Genomic DNA, 20,829 nt, shown 5'->3' on the forward strand with positions numbered 1-20,829 from the left:
ACGGACGCCGTGCGTCCCGGCCCCTCCCCAGGAGAACCTTCATGACCAGTACGGTTCCCGAGAAGACGTTGACGCCCTCGACCGAGGTCGAACTCTCCATCGGCGGCATGACCTGTGCCTCGTGCGCGACCCGCATCGAGAAGAAGCTCAACCGCATGGACGGTGTTACGGCGACCGTCAACTTCGCCACGGAGAAGGCGAAGGTCTCATACCCCGACGGGGTGGCGGTCGCCGATCTCATCGCCACCGTCGAGAAGACCGGCTACACCGCCGAGGAGCCGCTGCCTCCCGCGTCTTCGGCCGGCGGGGAAGCCGAATCCGGGCCGGTCGCGGCCGACGGCGAGTCGGTCCCTCTGCGGCAGCGCCTGCTCGTGTCGCTGGCGCTCTCCGTACCCGTCGTCCTGATGGCGATGATTCCGGCCCTGCAGTTCGACAACTGGCAGTGGCTGTCGCTGACATTGGCGGCTCCGGTCGTCGTCTGGGGCGCGTTCCCCTTCCACAAGGCGGCCTGGACGAACGTCCGCCACGGCGCTGCCACGATGGACACGCTGGTGTCGCTCGGGACGCTCGCCGCACTTGGCTGGTCGGTATGGGCGTTGTTCTTCGGGCATGCCGGGATGCCGGGCATGCGCCACGGCTTCGAATTCACGATCTCCCGCTCGGACGGCTCCTCCTCCATCTATCTGGAGGCCGCGGCCGGTGTGACCACGTTCATCCTCGCCGGGCGCTATCTGGAGGCGAAGTCCAAGCGCAAGGCGGGTGCGGCGCTGAAGGCCTTGCTGGAGCTGGGCGCCAAGGACGTCTCGGTGTTGCGGGGTGGCAAGGAAGTACGCATCCCCGTCGGCCAGTTGGCCGTCGGCGACCGCTTCGTCGTACGCCCCGGTGAGAAGGTCGCGACCGATGGCACCGTCGTGGCGGGCAGTTCCGCCGTGGACGCCTCCATGCTGACCGGTGAGTCCGTACCGGTGGATGTGACGGTCGGCGCCGCCGTCACGGGTGCCACGGTGAATGCTGGTGGACGGCTGGTCGTCGAGGCCACCCGGATCGGGTCCGACACCCAGCTCGCCCGGATGGCAAGGCTCGTCGAGGACGCCCAGAACGGCAAGGCCGAGGTGCAGCGCCTCGCCGACCGGATCTCCGGCGTGTTCGTCCCAGTGGTCCTCCTCATCGCCCTGGGCACCCTGCTGGCCTGGCTGTTCGTCACCGGCGACGCAACGGCCGCCTTCACCGCGGCGGTCGCGGTGCTCATCATCGCCTGCCCCTGCGCGCTCGGGCTCGCGACACCGACCGCCCTCATGGTCGGCACCGGACGTGGCGCACAACTCGGCATCCTGATCAAGGGTCCGGAGGTTCTGGAGTCCACCCGCCGAGTGGACACCGTCGTCCTCGACAAGACCGGCACCGTGACCACGGGCCGGATGCGGCTTCAGGATGTCTTCTCCGCACCGGAGGTGGACGAGGAGGAACTGCTGCGACTGGCAGGTTCGCTGGAGCACGCCTCCGAGCACCCGATCGCCCAGGCGATCGCGGCCGGAGCCATCGAGCGGGCCGGGGGCCTCCCCGTGCCGGAGAACTTCGACAGCGTCGCCGGTCTCGGTGTCCAGGGCCTCGTCGACGGGCACGCGGTGCTCGTCGGGCGCGAGGAACTCCTGCGGCAGTGGGCGATCGAACTCCCGCGGGAGCTGGCCGAGGCCAAGGCCGCCGCGGAGGCTGAGGGCCGTACCGCGGTCGCCGTCGCCTGGGACGGGGAGGCGCGGGGTGTGCTCACCGTCGCCGACGCGGTCAAGGAGACCAGCGCCGCCGCGGTGGCCGAGCTGCGGAGGCTGGGCATGAGGCCCGTCCTGCTGACCGGCGACAACCAGGCCGTTGCCGAATCCGTCGCCAAGACCGTCGGCATCGACGAGGTGATCGCCGAGGTCCTGCCGCACGACAAGGTGGACGTGATCAAGCGGCTGCAGGACGAAGGCCGTGTGGTCGCCATGGTGGGCGACGGTGTCAACGATGCGGCCGCCCTCGCCACCGCGGACCTGGGCCTGGCCATGGGAACGGGCACGGACGCGGCGATCGAAGCGGGGGACCTCACTCTCGTACGTGGTGACCTCCGGGTGGCCGCGGACGCGATCCGGCTCTCCCGGAAGACCCTGGGCACCATCAAGGGCAATCTCTTCTGGGCCTTCGGCTACAACGTCGCGGCCCTGCCCCTGGCCGCGGCCGGCATGCTCAACCCGATGATCGCGGGCGCCGCGATGGCGTTCTCCTCGGTCTTCGTGGTGACCAACAGCCTGCGGCTGCGGTCCTTCAAGTGAGTCGCGGACAGCACGAATAACGAGGGGCGGGTACACGGCCCCGCCCAGGAGAGGTGCCCGGTCGGTGGACCGGGCATCCGGCCGTCGAGGCGACAGCGCTCCGGGGCTGCCGCCCCGAGCCACTCATGCGGTGCAGTCGCGACCTATTTGGCGTCGAAGATACCGGCCCGCCATGCCCCGACGACGATGACGCAAATGCTTCCCACCAGGTAGAAGGGCGAATGGCCGCCCGGGAGGATCGTCACGGTATCGGTGAACTCCTCGATCCAGTTGACCACCAACGTGATCAGGCTGAGCCCGAGAAGGGACCACCCGGCGATCCGAGAGGCCCGGGAGCGGGTGTGCAGTCGGCCCACCTTGATTTTTTGTGCTTCCTTGGTCATACCAGGGTTCTCTCTTCCGGGTCTGGGCGTGCGGATGCGGTGTCCGAGCCCATCGGGGCCTCGCGCTCACCGCGCCCCGCCGAACGGATAAGGAAGACCGCGGCCGCGGAGAAGACGGCGATCGAGGTCCAGTCATTGAGGCGAAGCCCAGCGAAGGTGTGGGCCTCGTCGATGCGCAGATACTCGATCCAGAAGCGGCCGACCGTGTACGCGGCGGCATAGAGGGCGAAGGTCTGGCCCCGCTTCAGGGCGAACCGCCGACCGGCCCAGATCAGCAGGAGGGCGACGCCGATGTCCCACAGGAACTCGTACAGAAATGTCGGGTGGTACGTCGCGATATCGGGGCCGGCTCCTGGGCGATGCGCGGGGTCGATCCTCAGCCCCCACGGAAGCGTCGTTGGCCGCCCGTACAGCTCTTGATTGAACCAGTTGCCCCAGCGGCCGACGGCCTGGGCCAGGGCGAGGCCCGGTGCCACGGCGTCCGCGAAGTCGAGCAGGGAGACGCCTCGGCGTCGGCAGCCGATCCAGGCACCGAGCGCACCGAGCGCGACCGCGCCCCAGATGCCCAGTCCGCCCTCCCAGATCCGCAGGGCCTTCCATGGATCGCCGCCTTCGCCGAAGTAGGCGTCGGGACTAGTGATCACGTGGTATAGACGGCCGCCGACGATGCCGAACGGAACGGCCCAAACCGCGATGTCGTCGACTTCGTGGCGGTCGTGCCCGCGGGCGGCCCAACGTCGTCGGGTAAGCCAAACGGCGACGACGATACCCAGGATGATGCAGAGCGCGTACGCCCTCAGAGGCAGTGGCCCCAGGTGTACGACTCCTTGCGCCGGACTGGGCAGGTAAGCGAGTTGCATCCAGTCAGCATACGCTAAACAGCTAAGCTACTTAGCTAATCCTTGACTCGATCACCTCCGGCACGGCCCCCGTGGGCCGTGCCAGGAATGCCTTCCCTTCACGCGCCTGGTGGTAGTGATCAGCATCGCACTCCAGGGCGCCGCGCCTGTGGCTCCGCCGCTTTGGCGACGTCCGGTCACTGTCCCCCCGCCATATTTCCGCTAAGTGGATTAGCGGTATGCTGTCGGCAGCACCTCGCGAACCGGGAGCCTCTGCCCGAGCGGCGCCCCTGGTGCACGCAGGAAGGCGGGCCGGGGCTCCCGGGAGGTGCGGGACAGGAGTGGGGTGGGGGCCGGTGCGATCAGGGTCCGCAGGCCACCAGCAGCGGCAGCAGCGGAGCCGCGGTACTGGCGGCCACGACACCCAGCCACGTCACACGGTGCGGCCGGGGCTGAGGTGTGAGGACGCGGCGCAGCCGGATGAGGGCACCCGGCCCGCCGGCCCCCAGGGTTCCCCGCGGCGCCTGCCCTGCGGCTACCTCACACATGGCGGTCGCCAGCGCGTCCCTGGAGTGGCTCCGCAGGGCTCTGTCATCCGCGATCATCTCCACCAGCAGCGTGATCTGCTCCTTGGCGTGCCGGGCGAGCGGCAGGCCGGGGAAGGTGCGGGAGAACGCGTCCACGAGCAGATGGAGAAGGTGGTGCCTGCCCTCGATATGGGCGCGCTCATGTTCCAGTACGGCGCGCAGCTGCGCATCGGACAGGACGCCGAGGGCCCCCCGGGTGATGACGACACGACACCGACGCCCGGGAAGGCAGTACACGGCGGGTGCGTCATGGTCCACGACCGTGGCGTCGTATCCGGGGGCCGGCTCACCGACCAGGGCGAGCATGTCGAGGTGACGCCGCCGCGCTCGGCGGGCCCGCCAGGTGCAGACCACGAACCAGCCCAGAGGCAGCAGCGCGATCACGGCGGGGGCGCTGAGCGCCAGGGCGTCCCCGAGGGTGGGCGCGGACTCGCTTACCGGGGCGTCGGCGGCCAGACCGCAGACGCTGAGCAGCCCGAGGAGACCCTCGTGCGCATGCTGCTCGGTGAGGACCAAGTGGTACACCGTGAGCGCGGTGGCGACGACGAACGTCACCATGAGTCCCTGCCATGCGAGGACCGCTATGACCGGAGCGCGGTGGGGCCACCGTGCCTGTGACAGCAGAGGGGGCATCGCGGCGCCCACCAGGGCCGCGTATCCGGCCAATGCCACAGCTGTGATCACGCGTCGCTCCGCTTTTTGGCCGCTCGGAGAGCCGAGCGTAGGGCGTCCGCCTCTTCCGGCGTGATCTGATCGATGAAACTGACCAGAGTTCCGACCGGATCCGGGTTGCCACCGAGCGCCTCCTGCATCTGCGACGCCGTGTACTGCTGCCGGGTACACGTGGGCTCGTACACCCAGGCCCGTCCCTCCTTGTGCCGCTTCAGCATGCCCTTACTGTGCAGAATGTCGGCCACGGTCTTCACCGTGCTGTAGGCGATGGGCCGCTTCTTGCTGAGGTCCACCAGTACGTCGCGTGTGGTCGCCGGCCGCCCCCAGGCCCATAGGCGGTGCATGATCTCCGCCTCGAGCTCACCCAGCTGACGCACGATCGCTCCCTTCGCCCCCGGAACGCGAAGCCTCCGGCACCAGTGACCGCTCATCGTAGTGGGCAGAGTCCTGGGCCCCTGCGGAGCCTTGACGAGGGGGCGCGCTCGGCACGGGGCAAGCGGCGGCCGTACGCAGACGCCGCACCAGGGCGTGCGCGAGCAGCGCCAGCGAGGCCATGGCCAGGACTGGCTGTGCGGGGGCCCAGTAGGAGAGGGCTCCACTCACCCCGAGGGCCAGTACCACCAGCTTGTTGCAGATCGGGCAGCCGACGGCGAACGCGGACAGCACGCCCGCGAGCAGTGCCCGGCGCCCTCGCGGCCCATCGGCCCGCGCGGCCGGAGGCCCATTCATGTACGTCGCCACCAGCAGTCCCATGAGCAGCGATGACGCCACCCAGACCGGATAGTTCCACCACAGCACCGGGGTCATCCGGGTGTAGAAAGGCGTGGGTACGACCCCGGTCGGCACACCGATCGCGGCCCCGGCGACAAGGGCCACGGCCACTGCCGCCACCCACTGTTGTGGCGTCCACGTGCGCATGCGCCCGCCTCTCTGCCGTTACCATTACTGCCAAACAGCTTAGTAGGTCACCCCTACGCCCGAACCACCCAGCATGGTCCGGTCCGCTTCGGTAATGTCGGACGGCGGAGCGACCACAGATGGAGTCACGACGTGCATGTGAGCCGATACGTACGAGCGGCAACTGCCCTCGGGCACTTGCTGCTCGTCGTCGTGCTCGCGATGGGCGTCTTCGTGATGCACTCGATGGGCCATCCCGACAGCGCCTCCAACACGAGCATGGGAGCGGCTCACGCATCGGCCACGACCGCCCACCCAGGCGGCGGCATGCCCTCGCCGCAGGGCGTTGTCGTCTCCTTGCACTCTTCGGACTCGCATCAGGACAGTAAGACGTCCTCCCACTCCCCGGCCATGGGTATGGACATGGCCTCGCTGTGCGTGGCCGTGCTCGGCACGTGGATTCTCGCCGGTCTTCTCCGCGCGGTTCTGAGCCGCGGGACGGACTGGCCGGCACGGCTTCGCGATGCCGCCGTGGCGGTCCTGCGCCCCAATCCCCCTCCGCGCAGACCACCTGACCTCGCTCGACTGTCAATCCTGCGGATCTAGGCCGAACGCCACCGCGGGCGGCTCGCGCTGCCCGCGCACCCCGTTCGACAGACTTTCCGCAGAACAGACACCACGAGGTTTTCGACATGACCGCCATCAAGCGCAGCACGCTGCGTCCGCGCGTCCGCCGCATCGCTCTCGTCAGCACCGTTGCCGCCGCAGGCCTGGTCCTCGCCGCCTGTGGCAACGACGACGACATGAGCGGCATGGACCACGGGAGCAAGAGCAAGAGCTCCGCCTCGGCGAGCGCGACCACCGGGGAGAACCCCGCACCGGGCACGTTCAACGACGCGGACGTGAAGTTCGCGCAGATGATGATCCCCCACCACGAGCAGGCCGTCGAGATGTCCAAGCTCGCCGACGAGCGTGCCGAGGACGCCAAGATCAAGACCCTCGCCGGGGACATCGAGAAGGCTCAGGATCCCGAGATCAAGACGATGAAGTCCTGGCTCAAGGCATGGGGCAAGCCCGAGTCGGGCGGCAGCATGCCCGGTATGGACCACGGGTCCGACAGCAGCATGCCCGGTATGGACCACGGCTCCGGCAGCTCCGAGAAGTCGGGCATGCCCGGGATCATGTCCGACAAGGACATGAAGGAGCTGACGGCGGCCAAGGGCACGGACTTCGACAAGATGTTCGCGCAGATGATGATCGACCACCACAACGGGGCGATCGACATGGCCAAGGACGAGCAGAAGAGCGGTAAGAACGCCACCGCGAAGAAGCTCGCCGACGATGTCGTCAAGAATCAGACCGCCGAGGTCAAGACGCTCCAGGGCATCCTCGACAAGCTCTGATCCGATCACACGCTGACCGTTCCGGGCTCAGCCGGTCACTCCGGGGAGCCCGGGGCGGTCACGCCCACACACTCCTTACTCGGGCCGTGCCCGGTCATGTCCCGGCCCGCCCCCACGACTCCCGAGGACCCATGCAGATGCACCGCGCCGTCCAGGCAGCCACCGCCGTCGCCCTCGGCCTCGCGCTGGCCGCCTGCTCCAGCGGAGACGGCGACACGGACTCGTCCGATGCCGCCACGACTGTCAGCCACATCCACGGACTCGGGCTGGACCCGTCCGACCAGCGCCTGTACGTCGCAACCCACGAAGGCATCTACACCCCCGGCTCCAAGGGCAATCCCAAACTGGTGGGCGACAGCAAGGACGACTTCATGGGCTTCACGGTGGCCCAGGGCAAGACCTTCTACGCCAGCGGCCACCCCACCGCCGGAGCGGACGGTCCCGGCAACAAGGGACTGATCAAGAGCACCGACGCGGGCAGGAGCTGGAGGTCGCTCTCCCTCTCAGGGAAGTCCGACTTCCACGCCCTCGACTACGCTCACGGCACCGTCTACGGCTACGACTCCACCAACGGCCTGCTCCGCACCAGCGAGGACGGCACCACCTGGACGGACGGAGCCACGTTCCAGGCGCTCGACATCGCGGTCAACCCGGACGACGCCGACCTCGTCCTCGCCACCACCGCGGAAGGAGTCGCCCGCAGTACCGACGGCGGCAAGACCTTCGCCGAGGGCAGGCAGCCGGTGATGGCCTTCCTCTCCTGGAAGGCCACGAACGCCCTCTACGGCATCGACACCTCCGGCAGGCTGAGCCGCAGCACCGATGGCGGCACCACGTGGAAGAAGCTCGCCACCGTCCCCGGCGGACAGCCTCAGGCGCTCACCGCCGTCGACGCCCAGCGCGTCCTGGCGGCGACGCAGAGCGGCGTGTACGAGTCGAAGGACGGCGGCAAGACGTTTACCAAGCGCCTCGCCGTCGAATCGAGCGGCGGCCACTGACCCCTCCACGAAACGCCACGTCGGCCGCGCCGACAATCCTGCCGCGGAGGCGGGGCGCGGGCTTGCTGTCGACGGGGTCACACAGCACCTCTGCCGAGACCATCCCCTATATTGTTAAGTAGATTAGCCGTATGGCGGATCCACGACCTCGCTCTGAGGTCTGGCTCCCACCTCAGGCGCCTGCTCACGAGGGGATGGCTTCGCTGGAGTACTGAGACCCGTTGACGATGACCGATGCCGCGTACCGCTCGAACTCAGTCGTGGCTGTCGGTGCTCCCGCCGCCGAGACAGAAGAGAAGCCAGTGGTTAACGAGCGACAGCCGTCGGGGGACTGGGTCCCGGCCGGGACCCAGTCCCCCGACGCCGCGTACGGGATCTACCATGCCTACTACCACGATGGTGCCCAGCACGGCGGTGTGAGATCCAGCGGTTACGACGACGAGGACCCGCTGTTCGGCGCGATGCCCAGCGTGTACGACACCACGGCCGCCCTTTACGACGAGCCCGACCATCGGCTGTCGTGCAACGCCTACGGCTATGACCCCACCACGATGTGGGACACCCCCGGCCATGCGGAAATGAGCTCGTCCGCGGCCGACCTCGGCCCGGCAGACCCGAGCGGGTACATAGCCCAGTGGGAGGACTCCACCGGCCAAGGGCGCGTTGGAGTCGATTCCACAGCATGCTTCGAAGACTCCGAGTCACGGGACGCCACCGCGGACGCGGGGATCGCCTCACCCGGACCGAGCCGTGCCGACGTCCGTAACCGTCGTGCGTCCGCCCGGCGATCCGCGCTCCTGACCGTCGCCGTCCCGTCCGCTGTCGTTATGGCCATCACAGGAGCGGCGGCCGTCTCCGTCAGCGTCGACGACCAGGATGAGAAGGCCACACAGGCCGCGCCGGACGCGACACAGGTCATCGAGCCGTCGGCTGCCAACGGCAAGCTCGACGCGCAGCTCGCCGGTGTGACTCGCGGCGCAGATGACTTCGCCGATCGCGCCAGCCGTACGCAGCAACGCATCGATCTCAAGCAACGTCAGCTGCAGGAGCGGAGGCGCAAGGCGGCCGAAGCCGCACACAGAAAGGCGGAAGCGGCACGCAAGGAGGCGCTCCGCCCGAAGTTCGCTCTTCCCGTCGCACAGCGAGGAGTCGGCGAACTGTTCGGAGCGGCCGGCTCCATGTGGTCGAGCCGGCATACCGGACTCGACTTCCCCGTGCCCATGAACACCCCGGTGATGGCCGTCACCGACGGCACGGTCGAAGCCAAATGGAATCCGTTCTACGGAAACATGGTCATCGTCACCGCTCCCGATGGCACCGAGACCTGGTACTGCCACCTCGCCAGTGCCAAAATCCGCGCCGGCCATGTCAAGGCGGGAGAGACCATCGCCTACGCGGGAAGCTCAGGCAACTCGTCGGGGCCACACTTGCATCTTGAAGTGCATCCCGGCGGCGGCGACGCGATAGACCCATTGGCCTGGCTTCGCGGTCACGGCCTCGACCCCACGTAACAGCAATGGACACGGCGCTGGCGGGCTACCACTATGGAATTGACACCCGCACCGATGAGAGTTGTCCTGTAATCAAGAGATGGCTCAATTAGTACGCTCCCGATATAGCGGACCGCGTTATCCGCTGGGTGGCGAGGTGACGATGAGTCGTGAGCACTCTTTGATCGATGCCGACTGGGCCGAGCAGCACCTGGATGACCCGCACGTGGTGTTCGCCGAGGTGGACGAGGACGTCAGCGCCTATGAGCAGGGCCATATCCGTGGCGCGGTGAAGTTCGACTGGAAGAACGACCTCCAGGATTCGGTCCGCCGCGATTTCGTTGACCGCGGGCAGTTCGAGGAGCTGCTGTCACAGCGTGGCATCACGCCTGACCACACGGTGGTGCTGTATGGCGGCAACAACAACTGGTTCGCCGCGTATGCCTACTGGTACTTCAAGATCTACGGACATGACCGGGTACGTCTGCTCGACGGCGGCCGCAAGCTATGGGAACTGCAGTCCCGGCCGCTCACCGCCGAAGTGCCGCAGCGGCCCAGGACCGACTACACGGCCCAGGAACCGGACTTCTCGATCCGGGCCTTCCGGGATGAAGTGCTGGCCGCGATCGGCGAGAAGAACCTCATCGATGTCCGCTCTCCGCAGGAGTTCTCCGGGGAGCTGCTGGCCCCAGCCCACCTGCCGCAGGAATCGGCGCAGCGAGGTGGTCATATCCCCTCTGCCAGGAACGTGCCGTGGTCGAAGGCGGCCAACGATGACGGCACCTTCAAACCGGACGAGATGTTGCGTGACCTCTACCGCGATGCGGGGGTCGACTTTGACCGGGACACCATCGCGTACTGCCGGATCGGTGAGCGCAGCGCCCACACCTGGTTCGTCTTCCACGAACTGCTCGACCATGTGAACGTCAAGAACTACGACGGATCGTGGACCGAGTACGGCTCGATGGTCGGCGTCCCCATCGAGAGGTGACCGAGCCGGGGCCTCACGGAGCGTGAGCATGGCAGCGGAAGTGGCCAGGAGCCCAGCGGTATCAGCCGGTGACCGACGTCACGCGGCCGCGGTGCCCGAGCTCGACACGTCTACCCGGACCGTGGTGGCCGGCCGCGTCGTGGCCGTCGGCGGTCCGGTCGCCGGCGCCTGGGTCCGCCTTCTCGACTCCGCGGGAGAGTTCGTCGGCGAGGTGGTCACCGCCTCGTCCGGTACGTTCCGCTTCTACGTGACGCCGGGGCGGTGGGTGCTGCGCGCCCTGTCGCCGCGGGGCGTCACCGAGCTGCCGGTGGAGGCCCAGCTCGGCCAGGTCACCGAGGCTGATCTGCGGCTGTCGGCACAACTGCCCGAGGAGCTGGAGATCATCCAGCTCGCCACGCTCAGTCTGGGCAACCGCAGCTACCTGATCACGGACGGCTCGACCGCGGTCGCGGTGGATCCTCAACGGGACCTGGAGCGGATCACCACTGTGCTCGACTCCCGGAATCTGCGGCTCGACGCAGTGGCGGAGACCCATCTGCACAACGATTACGTGACGGGGGGACTCGAACTGGCTCGCCGCTTCGACGCTCTCTACGCGGTGCCCGCCGGACCGGGGCTCGGCTTCGACGCCGCACGCGTGCGCGACGGTGACCAACTTCAGGTCGGCGAGCTGCAAATGCAGGTGATCGCCACACCCGGGCACACCGACCATCACGTCGCCTATGCCTTCGCGCCCCGCGACAGGGCGCCCCGGCTGGTATGCACCGGGGGTTCCCTGCTGTACGGCACGACCGGGCGCACGGACCTGATGGGTGCGGACCTGGCCGAGCCGCTGGCACATCGGCAGTACCACTCGGCCCGCCGCCTGGCTGAGGTTCTCCCCGATGACACCGTGGTCCTGCCGACCCACGGGTTCGGCAGCTTTTGTACAGCGGCGACGGCCGGCGCGGTCGAGCGATCGACCATAGGCCGGGAACGCACCGCCAACCCCGCGTTCACTCTCACCGAGGAAGCCTTCGTCTCCAGCGCCCTCACCGGACTTGAGTCCTTCCCCGCGTACTACAACCGGATGGCACCCATCAACGCCGCCGGGCCGGCGCCCGTGGCCGGGCTCGCGACGCCACCCTCCGCCGGACCGACCGAATTGGCCGACCGTATCGCGGCCGGGGAGTGGGTGGTGGACGTCCGGCCGCGAGGCGACTTCGCCCACCTCCACCTGCGCGGCGCGGTCAACGTCGACGCCCGCGGATCCCTCGCCACCTACCTGGGCTGGCTGGCGCCCTTCGACAGCCCGGTGACCTTGCTGGCCGCCGACGCTGAGCAACTTGAAACCGCCCGGCACGAACTGCTGCGTATCGGCTTCGACCACCTCGCGGCCATCGCCGCCGGAAGCCCACTGGAATGGGCGGGCCCGCCCCGACTGGCTTCCTACCCGCGCTCGGACTTCCCCACCCTCGCCACTGCTCGCGCCGAGCGGCCGCTGGAGATCCTGGATGTCAGAAACGGCGGCGAATGGCACCGCGGGCACCTGCCTGGCGCCCGGCACGTACCCCTGCCTGAACTGCCCAGCACCCTTCCCGCTCTACCGGACACCGAGACCTGGGTGCACTGCCACAGCGGCTTCAGAGCCGCGATCGCGGCCTCGCTGCTGGCCGCCGCGGGACGCCAGGTCGTACTCATCGACGACGCCTTCGAGCACGCGCAGCCCATGACCCGAGAGCGATAGGGTCTGGCTCCGCGATACCCGGGTGCACGGCTGGCGGAGTCCGTGCCGGAACAGTGGCCCGATTGGGGCCTTTCGGCTCGGCGCCGGGACCAACCCCGGATCTTTCCTCGCCGGCCCAAGCGGGCAAGGCTCGCGCGAAGAGATCGCTGCGGGCAGTGCAAACGGTGCCTCGCGCTCCTGCGAGAGCGATGACATGGATACGGTCCGTAACTCGGCCAGTCCCTGTGCGTCGGCACGGGCCGCCGAATTCGGCGTCCCGTCCGGGTGGGGTCGATGCCCTCACCGCTGCTTCTACGGACTGAACCCGTCGAGCAGACCCAGCCCGACCTGATCCTCCCCTGGATAGAGGGAGCGCCCACCCCGGCCGCGTCTTACTGGTGCGGAACGTGGAAACCCCGACGCGGTCCAAGCCTCGGTTCGGTAGGCCAACCGCAAGGAAGGCTGAAGTCCACGGCGGGAGAAGGATGATCCAAGAAGCGAAGGCCGGTGGGCCGAAAGGCCAGAGGAAACCAGGAGTTGGGACCTTCACCCGCTCTTGCCTAACTCGCCGGATACGGTCGTGATCGATTCGGTCACCGGCAAGGGCGTACAGGCCGCCGCAGACGCCACCGCGCCGGTGAAGGGCCGCCCACCGCCGAAGCAGTGAGCGGCCCGGGTTCTACGACCTTGGTATGGGGTCAGCCGAGGGTGACCGAGCGGGCGAAGGTGGCGTCGGTCTCCTGGGCGATTTCGTTGAGTACGCCGGCGGGGACGTCGCTGTCGACGTTCAGGACGGCGAGCGTCTCACCGCCCGGCACGGACCGGGAGACCTGCATGCCGGCGATGTTGAGGCCCGACTCGCCGAGTACGCGGCCGACGGTGCCGACGATGCCGGGCCGGTCCTTGTACCGCAGGAAGATCAGGTGGTCGCTGACCGCGAGGTCGATGGTGTGCTGACCCACCGACACGATCTTCTGGATGTTCCTGGGGCCGGCCAGCGTGCCGGAGACCGCGACCTGCTCACCACTGGTGAGTGTGCCGCGGACGGTCACCACATGGTGGTGGTCGGGGGACTTCGAGCTGGTGGTGTGGCGCACCTCGATCCTGCGTTCCTGCGCGAGCAGTGGTGCGTTGACGTAGGAGACCGCCTGGTCGACGACGTTCTCGAAAACGCCCTTGAGTGCGGAGAGTTCCAGCACCTTGACGTTGTGCCGGGTGATGTCGCCGTACACCTCGACGTCGAGCCGGACCGCGACCTCGCCGGCCAGGGCGGTGAAGATCCGGCCGAGATTCGCGGCGAGCGGCACGCAGGGGCGGACGTCCTCGGCGATGACGCCGCCCTCGACGTTGACCGCGTCCGGGACCAGCTCTCCCGCGAGCGCCAGCCGCACCGACTTGGCGACGGCGATGCCCGCCTTCTCCTGGGCCTCATCGGTCGAGGCGCCCAGATGTGGGGTGGCCACGACGTTGTCGAACTCGAATAGCGGGGAGTCGGTACACGGCTCCTGGGCGAAGACGTCCAGACCCGCGGCGGCGACGCGGCCCTCTTTGAGCGCGCTGGCCAGTGCCTGCTCGTCGACGATCCCGCCGCGCGCGGCGTTGACGATCCGGACCTCGGGCTTGACCTTGTGCAGCGCCTCGTCGCCGATCAGACCGACGGTCTCCGGGGTCTTGGGGAGGTGGACCGTGATGAAGTCCGAGACCTCCAGCAGCTCGTCGAGCGAGAGGAGCTCGACGCCCAGCTGCGCGGCGCGCGCGGGCCGCACGTACGGGTCGTAGGCGACGACCTTCATGCCGAAGGCGGACATCCGCTGGGCGACCAGGACGCCGATCCGGCCGAGGCCGATGACGCCGAGGGTCTTCTCGCTCAGCTCCACACCGGTGTACTTGCCGCGCTTCCACTCGCCGTTCTTCAACGCCGTATTGGCCTGCGGAATGTTCCGCGCGGTGGCGATGAGCAGGCCGCAGGCGAGCTCGGCGGCGGTGACGATATTGGAGGTCGGGGCATTGACGACCATGACGCCGGCTTTGGTGGCGGCGGGGACGTCGACGTTGTCGAGGCCGACCCCGGCGCGGGCGACGACCTTCAGCTTCTTGGCGGCGGCGATGGCCTCCGCGTCGACCTTGGTCGCGCTTCGCACCAGGATCGCGTCGACATCCGCGATCGCGGGGAGGAGTTCGGCTCGATCGGAGCCATCGCAGAGCCGGATCTCGAAGTCGGGGCCCAGGGCGCCGACAGTGGCGGGCGACAGCTTTTCAGCCACGAGTACGACAGGTTTCGAGCTCACGGTGGATTTCAATCCCTACTGGTTCGTTGCGGAACGGCCGCCTCGGCGGCCGCATACGGCGGCGGCTTCGACGCATGGCCGGCAGGGAGGACGAAGGAAAGCTCGTCCCCCCTGCCGCAGGAGCATCGGTCAGGCAGACACCGACTCGGGCTGTGTCTCGCGTACCGGCGGCGCGAGGCGGCCGGTACGGTGCAGTCCGTACAGGGCGGCGGCACAGGCCAGGCCGAGCGCGCAGAGTGTGATCCACGGGAGCGCGGAGACGCCGGCCGCGCGGACGGCGTCCAGAGAGGCCCCGGTCAGCAGGTTTCCGAGCGTGATGCCGACGCCGCAGATGGTGTTGTAGAGCCCGTAGTGGGTGGCGACCAGGCGGTCACCGGAGAGCCGGACGATGGTGTCCATCTCGAACGGGTAGGCGATCATCGTCCCCACCGCCAGGAGCAGAGCGGAGAGCGCGGGCGGGACGGCCGCGAGCAGCCACAGCCCCGCGCCGCCCTCCGGCACGGGCACGGCCGTCGGTACCAGCAGGGGCAGGAACGCCACGCCCATGGTGAACAGCCCCCAGACGAGTGCCCGGCCCGGCTCCATACGGGCCTTGCACCACTCGGTCACCTTGGTCTGGAAGAGGATCGTGCTCAGGCCCGAGACGGCGAAGAGCATCGCCACCGCCGCTGTCCCGGACGTTCCGTCGCCGCCCAGGCGCCGCACTTCCAGCGGCAGGGCGAGATAGACCTGGAACTGCATGACATAGAAGCCGATCATGGCGACCGAGAACAGTAGGAACGGCCGGTTGGCCACGATGGTGCGCCACTGGGACAGTACGCCGTCCTGCTGGCCGCTTCCCTTGGTGGTCGGTGCGTCATTGGCCCGGCGGGCGGGCAGACTGCGGAGCTGCACGATGCTCAGCAGCGCGAAGATCCCGGCCGACACCAGGCAGGCGACGCGGAAGTCGACACCGGTGAGCACCATGCCGACGAGTGGGCCGAGCAGGATGCCGGCCTGGTAGAAGATGTTGAACAGCCCGAACGCTTCGACCCTGCGCTCCCCGGCGTCCGCCGCCAGATAGGCCCTCACCGCCGGGTTGAACAGGGCGCCCGCCAGCCCGGTCGCCGCGGATGCGGCGAGCAGCGCGGGCAGCGCGTCCACCAGTCCCAGGGTCGCGAAGCCGACGATGCGGAGCATCAGCCCGGCGATGATCAGCGGCTTGTAGCCGAGCCGGTCGGCCAGGGTTCCGCCGACCAGGAACATCCCCTGCTGGCTGAAGTTGCGTATGCCGAGCACGAGCCCGACGGCCCAGCCGGCCAGCCCGACCGTGCCGGACAGGTGCGCGGCCAAGTACGGCATCAGCATGTAGAAGCCGAGGTTGATGGAGAACTGGTTCACCATCAACAACTGGACGCTGCGCGGGTAGGAGCGCATCTGCGCCCAGGTTCCCCCGGAACGTGACTGCCGGTCCATCACCGGTCTCCCTCCTCCCGGGTGTCGAACTCAGCGAGCTCTGCGGCGTCGTGCTCCTGTGCCGGATCGGACAGGGTGAGCGGGTCGACCACGGTGGTGCACCGGGTCCAGCGGCTGACTTCCTTCTCGTCCAGACGGCCGATGGTTTCCGGTTCGACGGGCGGCGGGGAGTGGAGCAGACCGTGGGTGGCGCAGTAGTCGTCGTCGTAGACCGTGCCGAGATAGCGTTGCGGGCCGTCGGGGAAGATCGCCGCGATCTTCGTGTCCGCGGGCAGGGTGCGGGCCAGCCAACCCGCCACCAGGGCGACCGCGCCGACGCTCCAACCGCCGGTGGCGTAGTGGGAGGCGGCGAGCCGGCGGCAGGTCCACACCGCCTCGGCCGGTGCCACCCAGTGCACCTCGCTGAAGTTGTCGTAGGCGACGTTGCGGGGGTAGATGCTTGAACCCAGGCCGCGCATCAGCCGGGTGCGGGCGGGCTGCCCGAAGATGGTCGAGCCGATGGTGTCGACGCCGACGAGTTTCAGCTCCGGGTACAGGGCCTGCAGCACCCGGGAGACGCCGGCGGAGTGGCCGCCGGTACCCACGCTGCACACCAGCATGTCGATGTGGCCCAGTTCGGAGGCCAGCTCCAGCGCGAGCGGGGTGTAGGCGGTGGTGTTGTCGGGGTTGTTGTACTGGTCGGGGCACCACGAGTCGGGGTGCTGCGCCATGAGCTGAGCCACCCGCTCGCGCCGCGCCTGCTGCCAGCCGCCGGTGGGGTGGGGTTCGGGGACGACGTCGACCTGGGCTCCGTAGGTGGTCAGCAGCTGGGTCATGGACCGCTCCAACCCCGGGTCGGTGACCAGGGTGACGGGGTGGCCGTAGACCATGCCGGCCAGGGCCAGTCCCAGGCCGAGGGTGCCGCTGGTGGATTCGATGATCCTGGCGCCGGGGCGCAGATCACCACGGGCGCGGGCCCGCTCGACCATGTACAGGCCGGGCCGGTCCTTGATCCCGCCGGGGTTGAAACCCTCCAGCTTCGCCCAGAACCCCCGGTCAGCGAGGGTGAGGGGATCGGAGATCCGGAGAACCGGGGTGTCGCCCACGAGCCCGGACAGGGCCGAGCGGGCGGGAAGTGTGATCTCGGTTGTGGTCTGCGGGTGCATCTTCCGCTCTCATCGGTGGTGTGACGGGGTTTCGTCGGGCGCGCCGTCCGGCCCAGCAAGAGGCATCCGCCTCGGTACCTGGTGGCGGCACGCGCGGCCCGTGTCGATGGCCGCGAAGGCCCGTCTAGATCCGCCACCGGCAGACGACGGCGAGGGTGGACCGGCCTGAACGCCGTATCCGGGGTCTGCTTCCGCCGTGTCGAGCGACCCACCGCCGGCCGGCAACGGCGGAGGTCACTCCGGCCGCCACTCCGGCGAAGTCGGCGATGACCGCGGTGTCCGTGAACAACTGCCGGGCACGCGGGAGAACTTGGCTGACCACGTATGGCGCGCAATGTGCACCGGAGTGTGGATGCGGTCCGCGGGGCATCGCACGCTCGGTGTCTGCCGACGCGAGCGGGGGGAGACCGGCCGAGGCCGAGGGTCGGCCCCGCGTGTGGCTGTCGTCAGCGTGCGTCGCAGAACAGCCGAACGCCCACAGCAGCAGGACTCCGAGGACGAAGACCAGCGGCCGCGGCAGCCGAGCCCTGGTAGCCGGGCAGCTGATGTGAGCGTGGGAAAGGGGGTGTAACGGCACGGTTCCTCCGGGGAGCGGCCGCCGCTCCCACGGCGTGGGGAGGGAGCGGCGGATCGGGATCAGCAGGCATCCGAGCAGGCAGGCGCCGAGGAGCGGTCCGTTCAACGCGTGGAAGCGTGGCCACGGACGTCCAGGGAGCCGGGAACTGACCGCACTTGGCCGCCCCGTCCGGCAGGGCGGGTCTGTCATCTCTCAGGAGAGCGGCGGCCAGTCGGGCACGCCGGAATCTAGACCTGCTGCACCACGGAGACTCTCGAACCCGTCAACGAAGGAACGGCCGACTTCGACCGGAAGGGGTCGGACTTCCCCAATGCAAACGGGCGCGTCGATGGCACACGGCCCCATGTGGACAGACTTGGAGCGGCCAGATACGGGTCCTGCTGGGGCTGGCCGGAGACGCAGTCTTCAACCGGGTGGGGCGAACCGTCACCCTCGTGCTGGCCGTCGGTTGCCGCGAAGTCAGGCGACGCGCTCGCGACGGCGCCGCCTCCTCCGGCCCCCCTGTGACCTTCCTGCATCACGGCGGACGCGTGTGCGGGCGCGGTTGCACCAACCCCTGCGTGCCCCTGGACGCTCTCCGCGCTCGCGCCGTGCGTGACCAGGACGCCGAACACCAGCACGGTCGGCCACAGCAGACGCAGTAGCCCCGCGGAACGGAGCCATTGCATGCCGGAGCGCGACCAAGCCGTAACCATGCCGTGATCGTATCCATTGCCCGGCGGCGCGGCGCAAACTTCCCTACGAAACACAGAGTTAACAGCTGTACACGCTTTTCACGCAATGGATCAGGCTGTTGCTTCGGCTCTTATGAAACGGCAGGTGGCCCCACCTTCGGCAGCCATTCGCACGAGCCGCGATCACCTGACCCCCGCCAGACGTGATCCGCCTCACGACTCCGTCGACGGCCTCGTGATCTCACTCGGCCCGTGGAACATCGCCGATGCCCCCGCGGCGAAACGTGTGTGCCTCGTCCGCTGATCTACGAGCCCGGAAAACAGCTCGTGCGGGCCGAGGCAACGCTCGACCCGCACAAGTTGGGGATATCGTCTGTGTCCGAGGGGGGACTTGAACCCCCACGCCCGATAAAGGGCACTAGCACCTCAAGCTAGCGCGTCTGCCATTCCGCCACCCGGACCAGGTGTCCGCCGGTCGGCCCGTGGCCGTTCCGACAGGGAAAACCATAGCAAACATCGGGACGTGCTCGATCACGGGCGGTCGTGCTCCCGGGGTGGCCGGGTGGGTGGGCTGTGTGACGGGGGCATGACGGTGGTATTGCCGCCTTGGGCTGGGCGGGCGGGCGGAGGAGTATGGGCGGGTGACCCCTGCCGCGGGGTCCGTGGCTGGGCGTTCCGCGGCAGCGCAACGACGAGGAGGCATCGTGAGTGAGTCGCTTTCGGGCGCGACGACGACCGGGACGGTCAAGGGCGAGGACGAGGTGGTCGACCTCTGCCGTGACCTGATCCGGATCGACACCAGTAACTATGGCGACCACTCCGGCCCCGGTGAGCGCGCGGCCGCCGAGTACGTAGCCGAGAAGCTGGCCGAGGTGGGGCTCGAGCCCAAGATCTTCGAGTCGCACAAGGGCAGGGCGTCGACCGTGGCGCGGATCGAGGGGGAGGACCCGTCCCGTCCCGCGCTACTCATCCACGGCCACACCGACGTCGTACCGGCCAATGCCGAGGACTGGACCCAGCACCCCTTCTCCGGCGAGGTCGTGGACGACTGCGTCTGGGGCCGGGGCGCGGTGGACATGAAGGACATGGACGCGATGACGCTCGCGGTCGTCCGGGACCGGCTGCGCAGCGGCCGCAAGCCCCCGCGCGACATCGTGCTGGCCTTCCTCGCCGATGAGGAGGCGGGCGGGGTCTACGGTGCCAAGCACCTGGTCAACAACCACCCCGAGCTCTTCGAGGGCGTGACGGAGGCGATCGGCGAGGTCGGTGGCTTCTCCTTCACCGTCAACGAGCAGCTGCGGCTCTATCTGATCGAGACCGCGCAGAAGGGCATGCACTGGATGCGGCTCACGGTGGACGGCACCGCGGGTCACGGCTCGATGACCAACAACGACAACGCCATCACCGAACTGTCCGAGGCGGTCGGGCGGCTCGGGCGGCACAAGTTCCCGGTGCGGGTCACCAAGACCGTACGGTCCTTCCTGGACGAGCTGTCCGACGCGCTCGGCACCCCGCTCGACCCGGAGAACATGGACGAGACGCTCGCCAAGCTGGGCGGCATCGCGAAGATCATCGGGGCCACGCTCCAGAACACCGCCTCCCCGACCATGCTCAGCGCCGGCTACAAGGTGAACGTCATTCCGGGGCAGGCCACGGCGCATGTGGACGGGCGCTTCCTGCCGGGGTTCGAGGAGGAGTTCCTGGTCGACCTCGACCGCATCCTCGGCCCGCGGGTCAAGCGGGAGGACGTGCACGCGGACAAGGCGCTGGAGACCACCTTCGACGGGGCGCTGGTGGAGGCCATGCAGTCGGCGCTGAAGGCCGAGGACCCGATCGCCCGCGCCGTGCCGTACTGCCTCTCGGGCGGTACGGACGCGAAGTCCTTCGACGACCTCGGCATCCGCTGCTTCGGCTTCGCGCCGCTGCGGCTGCCCCCGGAGCTGGACTTCGCCGGGATGTTCCACGGGGTCGACGAGCGGGTGCCGGTGGACGGGCTGAAGTTCGGTGTGCGGGTGCTGGACCGGTTCCTGGACGCCTGCTGAGTCTGCTTGCTGAGTCTGTTGAGGGGCCGCTGGGGCTGGAGCTGCTGGGCCTGCTGGGCTCGCCGAGGGGCTTACCCGATCGGCCTAATCGATCACACATACCGAAGGGACCAAAAAGGGTGAATGGTGTCGTAGCTTGATAGCTTGATTGCTCCTTCCTCGTTACATGGTGTGTGCGGCCCGTAACCGGGCCGCGATGCCGACGAGGGGGGTGGTGCTGTGCCCCGCCTTCGGCGACTACCGCATCGATCACGTGACATCGGGTCACGGTCCACCGGGGTGTGATCCCGGGCGGTTTCGGAGTGTGCGCGCTCCGGGGCCGCTCGGGGATGGGGGTGCGGGCGAGATCGCCCGCGCGCGCTCCGTCCGGGACGGAA

General features: G+C 68.7%; 16 protein-coding genes and 1 tRNA gene. 8 read left to right on the forward strand and 9 right to left on the reverse strand.

The window, feature by feature from the left end; all coding sequences use genetic code 11:
* Positions 1–41: 41 nt before the first annotated feature.
* Positions 42–2,306 carry a heavy metal translocating P-type ATPase gene (locus JK364_RS26850; RefSeq protein ID WP_201853884.1) on the forward strand — a complete coding sequence of 755 codons (2,265 nt, stop codon included), beginning with the start codon at positions 42–44 and terminating at the stop codon, positions 2,304–2,306.
* Positions 2,307–2,449: 143 nt separating this feature from the next.
* Here JK364_RS26850 and JK364_RS26855 read toward each other — a convergent pair whose 3' ends face one another.
* From JK364_RS26855 to JK364_RS26875, 5 genes are all read right to left on the reverse strand, one after another.
* On the reverse strand, positions 2,450–2,689 hold the full coding sequence (locus JK364_RS26855; protein WP_201853885.1) for a hypothetical protein: 240 nt from the start codon (positions 2,687–2,689) through the stop codon (positions 2,450–2,452).
* Entirely contained in the window at positions 2,686–3,549 is an 864-nt protein-coding gene (gene lgt / locus JK364_RS26860) for a prolipoprotein diacylglyceryl transferase (RefSeq protein WP_201853886.1), read from the reverse strand. Before lgt ends, JK364_RS26855 begins: the two co-directional genes overlap by 4 nt.
* Before the next feature lie 341 nt (positions 3,550–3,890).
* Complete coding sequence (locus JK364_RS26865) at positions 3,891–4,799, reverse strand: M56 family metallopeptidase (RefSeq protein WP_201853887.1); 909 nt, start codon at positions 4,797–4,799, stop codon at positions 3,891–3,893.
* The gene (locus JK364_RS26870; RefSeq protein ID WP_201853888.1) at positions 4,796–5,164 is read right to left on the reverse strand and encodes a BlaI/MecI/CopY family transcriptional regulator; all 369 of its coding nucleotides are present in this window, start codon (positions 5,162–5,164) and stop codon (positions 4,796–4,798) included. The genes JK364_RS26865 and JK364_RS26870 overlap by 4 nt, the downstream gene beginning before the upstream one ends.
* Positions 5,148–5,705 (reverse strand): hypothetical protein, encoded by a 558-nt coding sequence (locus tag JK364_RS26875; RefSeq protein WP_201853889.1) that lies wholly within the window; start codon positions 5,703–5,705, stop codon positions 5,148–5,150. Before JK364_RS26875 ends, JK364_RS26870 begins: the two co-directional genes overlap by 17 nt.
* A 132-nt stretch (positions 5,706–5,837) precedes the next feature.
* On the opposite strand from JK364_RS26875, the gene JK364_RS26880 reads away from it, so the two are divergent.
* The 6 genes from JK364_RS26880 to JK364_RS26905 all read left to right on the forward strand — a co-directional run bounded on the left by JK364_RS26880 (position 5,838) and on the right by JK364_RS26905 (position 12,292).
* Positions 5,838–6,290, forward strand: a complete 453-nt coding sequence (locus tag JK364_RS26880; protein ID WP_201853890.1) for a DUF6153 family protein — start codon at positions 5,838–5,840, stop codon at positions 6,288–6,290.
* Between the two features lie 86 nt (positions 6,291–6,376).
* Positions 6,377–7,087: a DUF305 domain-containing protein gene (locus tag JK364_RS26885; RefSeq protein ID WP_201853891.1), complete on the forward strand. Its 711-nt coding sequence runs from the start codon at positions 6,377–6,379 to the stop codon at positions 7,085–7,087.
* Between the two features lie 137 nt (positions 7,088–7,224).
* Positions 7,225–8,085 carry a F510_1955 family glycosylhydrolase gene (locus JK364_RS26890; protein WP_201853983.1) on the forward strand — a complete coding sequence of 287 codons (861 nt, stop codon included), beginning with the start codon at positions 7,225–7,227 and terminating at the stop codon, positions 8,083–8,085.
* A gap of 227 nt (positions 8,086–8,312) precedes the next feature.
* Positions 8,313–9,596: a M23 family metallopeptidase gene (locus tag JK364_RS26895; RefSeq protein ID WP_201853984.1), complete on the forward strand. Its 1,284-nt coding sequence runs from the start codon at positions 8,313–8,315 to the stop codon at positions 9,594–9,596.
* 142 nt (positions 9,597–9,738) lie between these two features.
* Positions 9,739–10,566, forward strand: coding sequence for a sulfurtransferase (locus JK364_RS26900; RefSeq protein ID WP_201853892.1), 828 nt, complete (start codon positions 9,739–9,741; stop codon positions 10,564–10,566).
* 28 nt (positions 10,567–10,594) lie between these two features.
* The gene (locus tag JK364_RS26905; RefSeq protein WP_201853893.1) at positions 10,595–12,292 is read left to right on the forward strand and encodes a DUF1416 domain-containing protein; all 1,698 of its coding nucleotides are present in this window, start codon (positions 10,595–10,597) and stop codon (positions 12,290–12,292) included.
* A 677-nt stretch (positions 12,293–12,969) separates the two neighbouring features.
* On the opposite strand, the gene serA is transcribed toward JK364_RS26905, so the two are convergent.
* The 4 genes from serA to JK364_RS26925 all read right to left on the reverse strand — a co-directional run bounded on the left by serA (position 12,970) and on the right by JK364_RS26925 (position 18,871).
* Positions 12,970–14,559 (reverse strand): phosphoglycerate dehydrogenase, encoded by a 1,590-nt coding sequence (gene serA / locus JK364_RS26910; RefSeq protein ID WP_201853894.1) that lies wholly within the window; start codon positions 14,557–14,559, stop codon positions 12,970–12,972.
* A 129-nt stretch (positions 14,560–14,688) separates the two neighbouring features.
* Positions 14,689–16,014, reverse strand: a complete 1,326-nt coding sequence (locus tag JK364_RS26915; RefSeq protein ID WP_201853895.1) for an MFS transporter — start codon at positions 16,012–16,014, stop codon at positions 14,689–14,691.
* Positions 16,014–17,159, reverse strand: coding sequence for a PLP-dependent cysteine synthase family protein (locus JK364_RS26920; RefSeq protein WP_201853896.1), 1,146 nt, complete (start codon positions 17,157–17,159; stop codon positions 16,014–16,016). Before JK364_RS26920 ends, JK364_RS26915 begins: the two co-directional genes overlap by 1 nt.
* A gap of 1,627 nt (positions 17,160–18,786) precedes the next feature.
* Positions 18,787–18,871: transfer RNA gene (locus JK364_RS26925), tRNA-Leu, on the reverse strand.
* A gap of 243 nt (positions 18,872–19,114) precedes the next feature.
* Between JK364_RS26925 and JK364_RS26930 the strand changes: the two genes are divergently transcribed.
* Positions 19,115–20,452, forward strand: a complete 1,338-nt coding sequence (locus JK364_RS26930; RefSeq protein WP_201853897.1) for a M20/M25/M40 family metallo-hydrolase — start codon at positions 19,115–19,117, stop codon at positions 20,450–20,452.
* The last annotated feature ends 377 nt before the right edge of the window (positions 20,453–20,829 follow it).

Source organism: Streptomyces endocoffeicus (genome assembly GCF_016741935.1).
Lineage (GTDB): Bacteria > Actinomycetota > Actinomycetes > Streptomycetales > Streptomycetaceae > Streptomyces > Streptomyces endocoffeicus.

Coding starts and splice junctions, on each gene's coding strand:
- JK364_RS26850 (WP_201853884.1), top strand. CDS start 42: ATGACCAGTACGGTTCCCGAGAAGACGTTGACGCCCTCGACCGAGGTC.
- JK364_RS26855 (WP_201853885.1), bottom strand. CDS start 2,689: ATGACCAAGGAAGCACAAAAAATCAAGGTGGGCCGACTGCACACCCGC.
- lgt (WP_201853886.1), bottom strand. CDS start 3,549: ATGCAACTCGCTTACCTGCCCAGTCCGGCGCAAGGAGTCGTACACCTG.
- JK364_RS26875 (WP_201853889.1), bottom strand. CDS start 5,705: ATGCGCACGTGGACGCCACAACAGTGGGTGGCGGCAGTGGCCGTGGCC.
- JK364_RS26885 (WP_201853891.1), top strand. CDS start 6,377: ATGACCGCCATCAAGCGCAGCACGCTGCGTCCGCGCGTCCGCCGCATC.
- JK364_RS26890 (WP_201853983.1), top strand. CDS start 7,225: ATGCACCGCGCCGTCCAGGCAGCCACCGCCGTCGCCCTCGGCCTCGCG.
- JK364_RS26895 (WP_201853984.1), top strand. CDS start 8,313: ATGACCGATGCCGCGTACCGCTCGAACTCAGTCGTGGCTGTCGGTGCT.
- JK364_RS26900 (WP_201853892.1), top strand. CDS start 9,739: ATGAGTCGTGAGCACTCTTTGATCGATGCCGACTGGGCCGAGCAGCAC.
- JK364_RS26905 (WP_201853893.1), top strand. CDS start 10,595: ATGGCAGCGGAAGTGGCCAGGAGCCCAGCGGTATCAGCCGGTGACCGA.
- JK364_RS26915 (WP_201853895.1), bottom strand. CDS start 16,014: ATGGACCGGCAGTCACGTTCCGGGGGAACCTGGGCGCAGATGCGCTCC.
- JK364_RS26920 (WP_201853896.1), bottom strand. CDS start 17,159: ATGCACCCGCAGACCACAACCGAGATCACACTTCCCGCCCGCTCGGCC.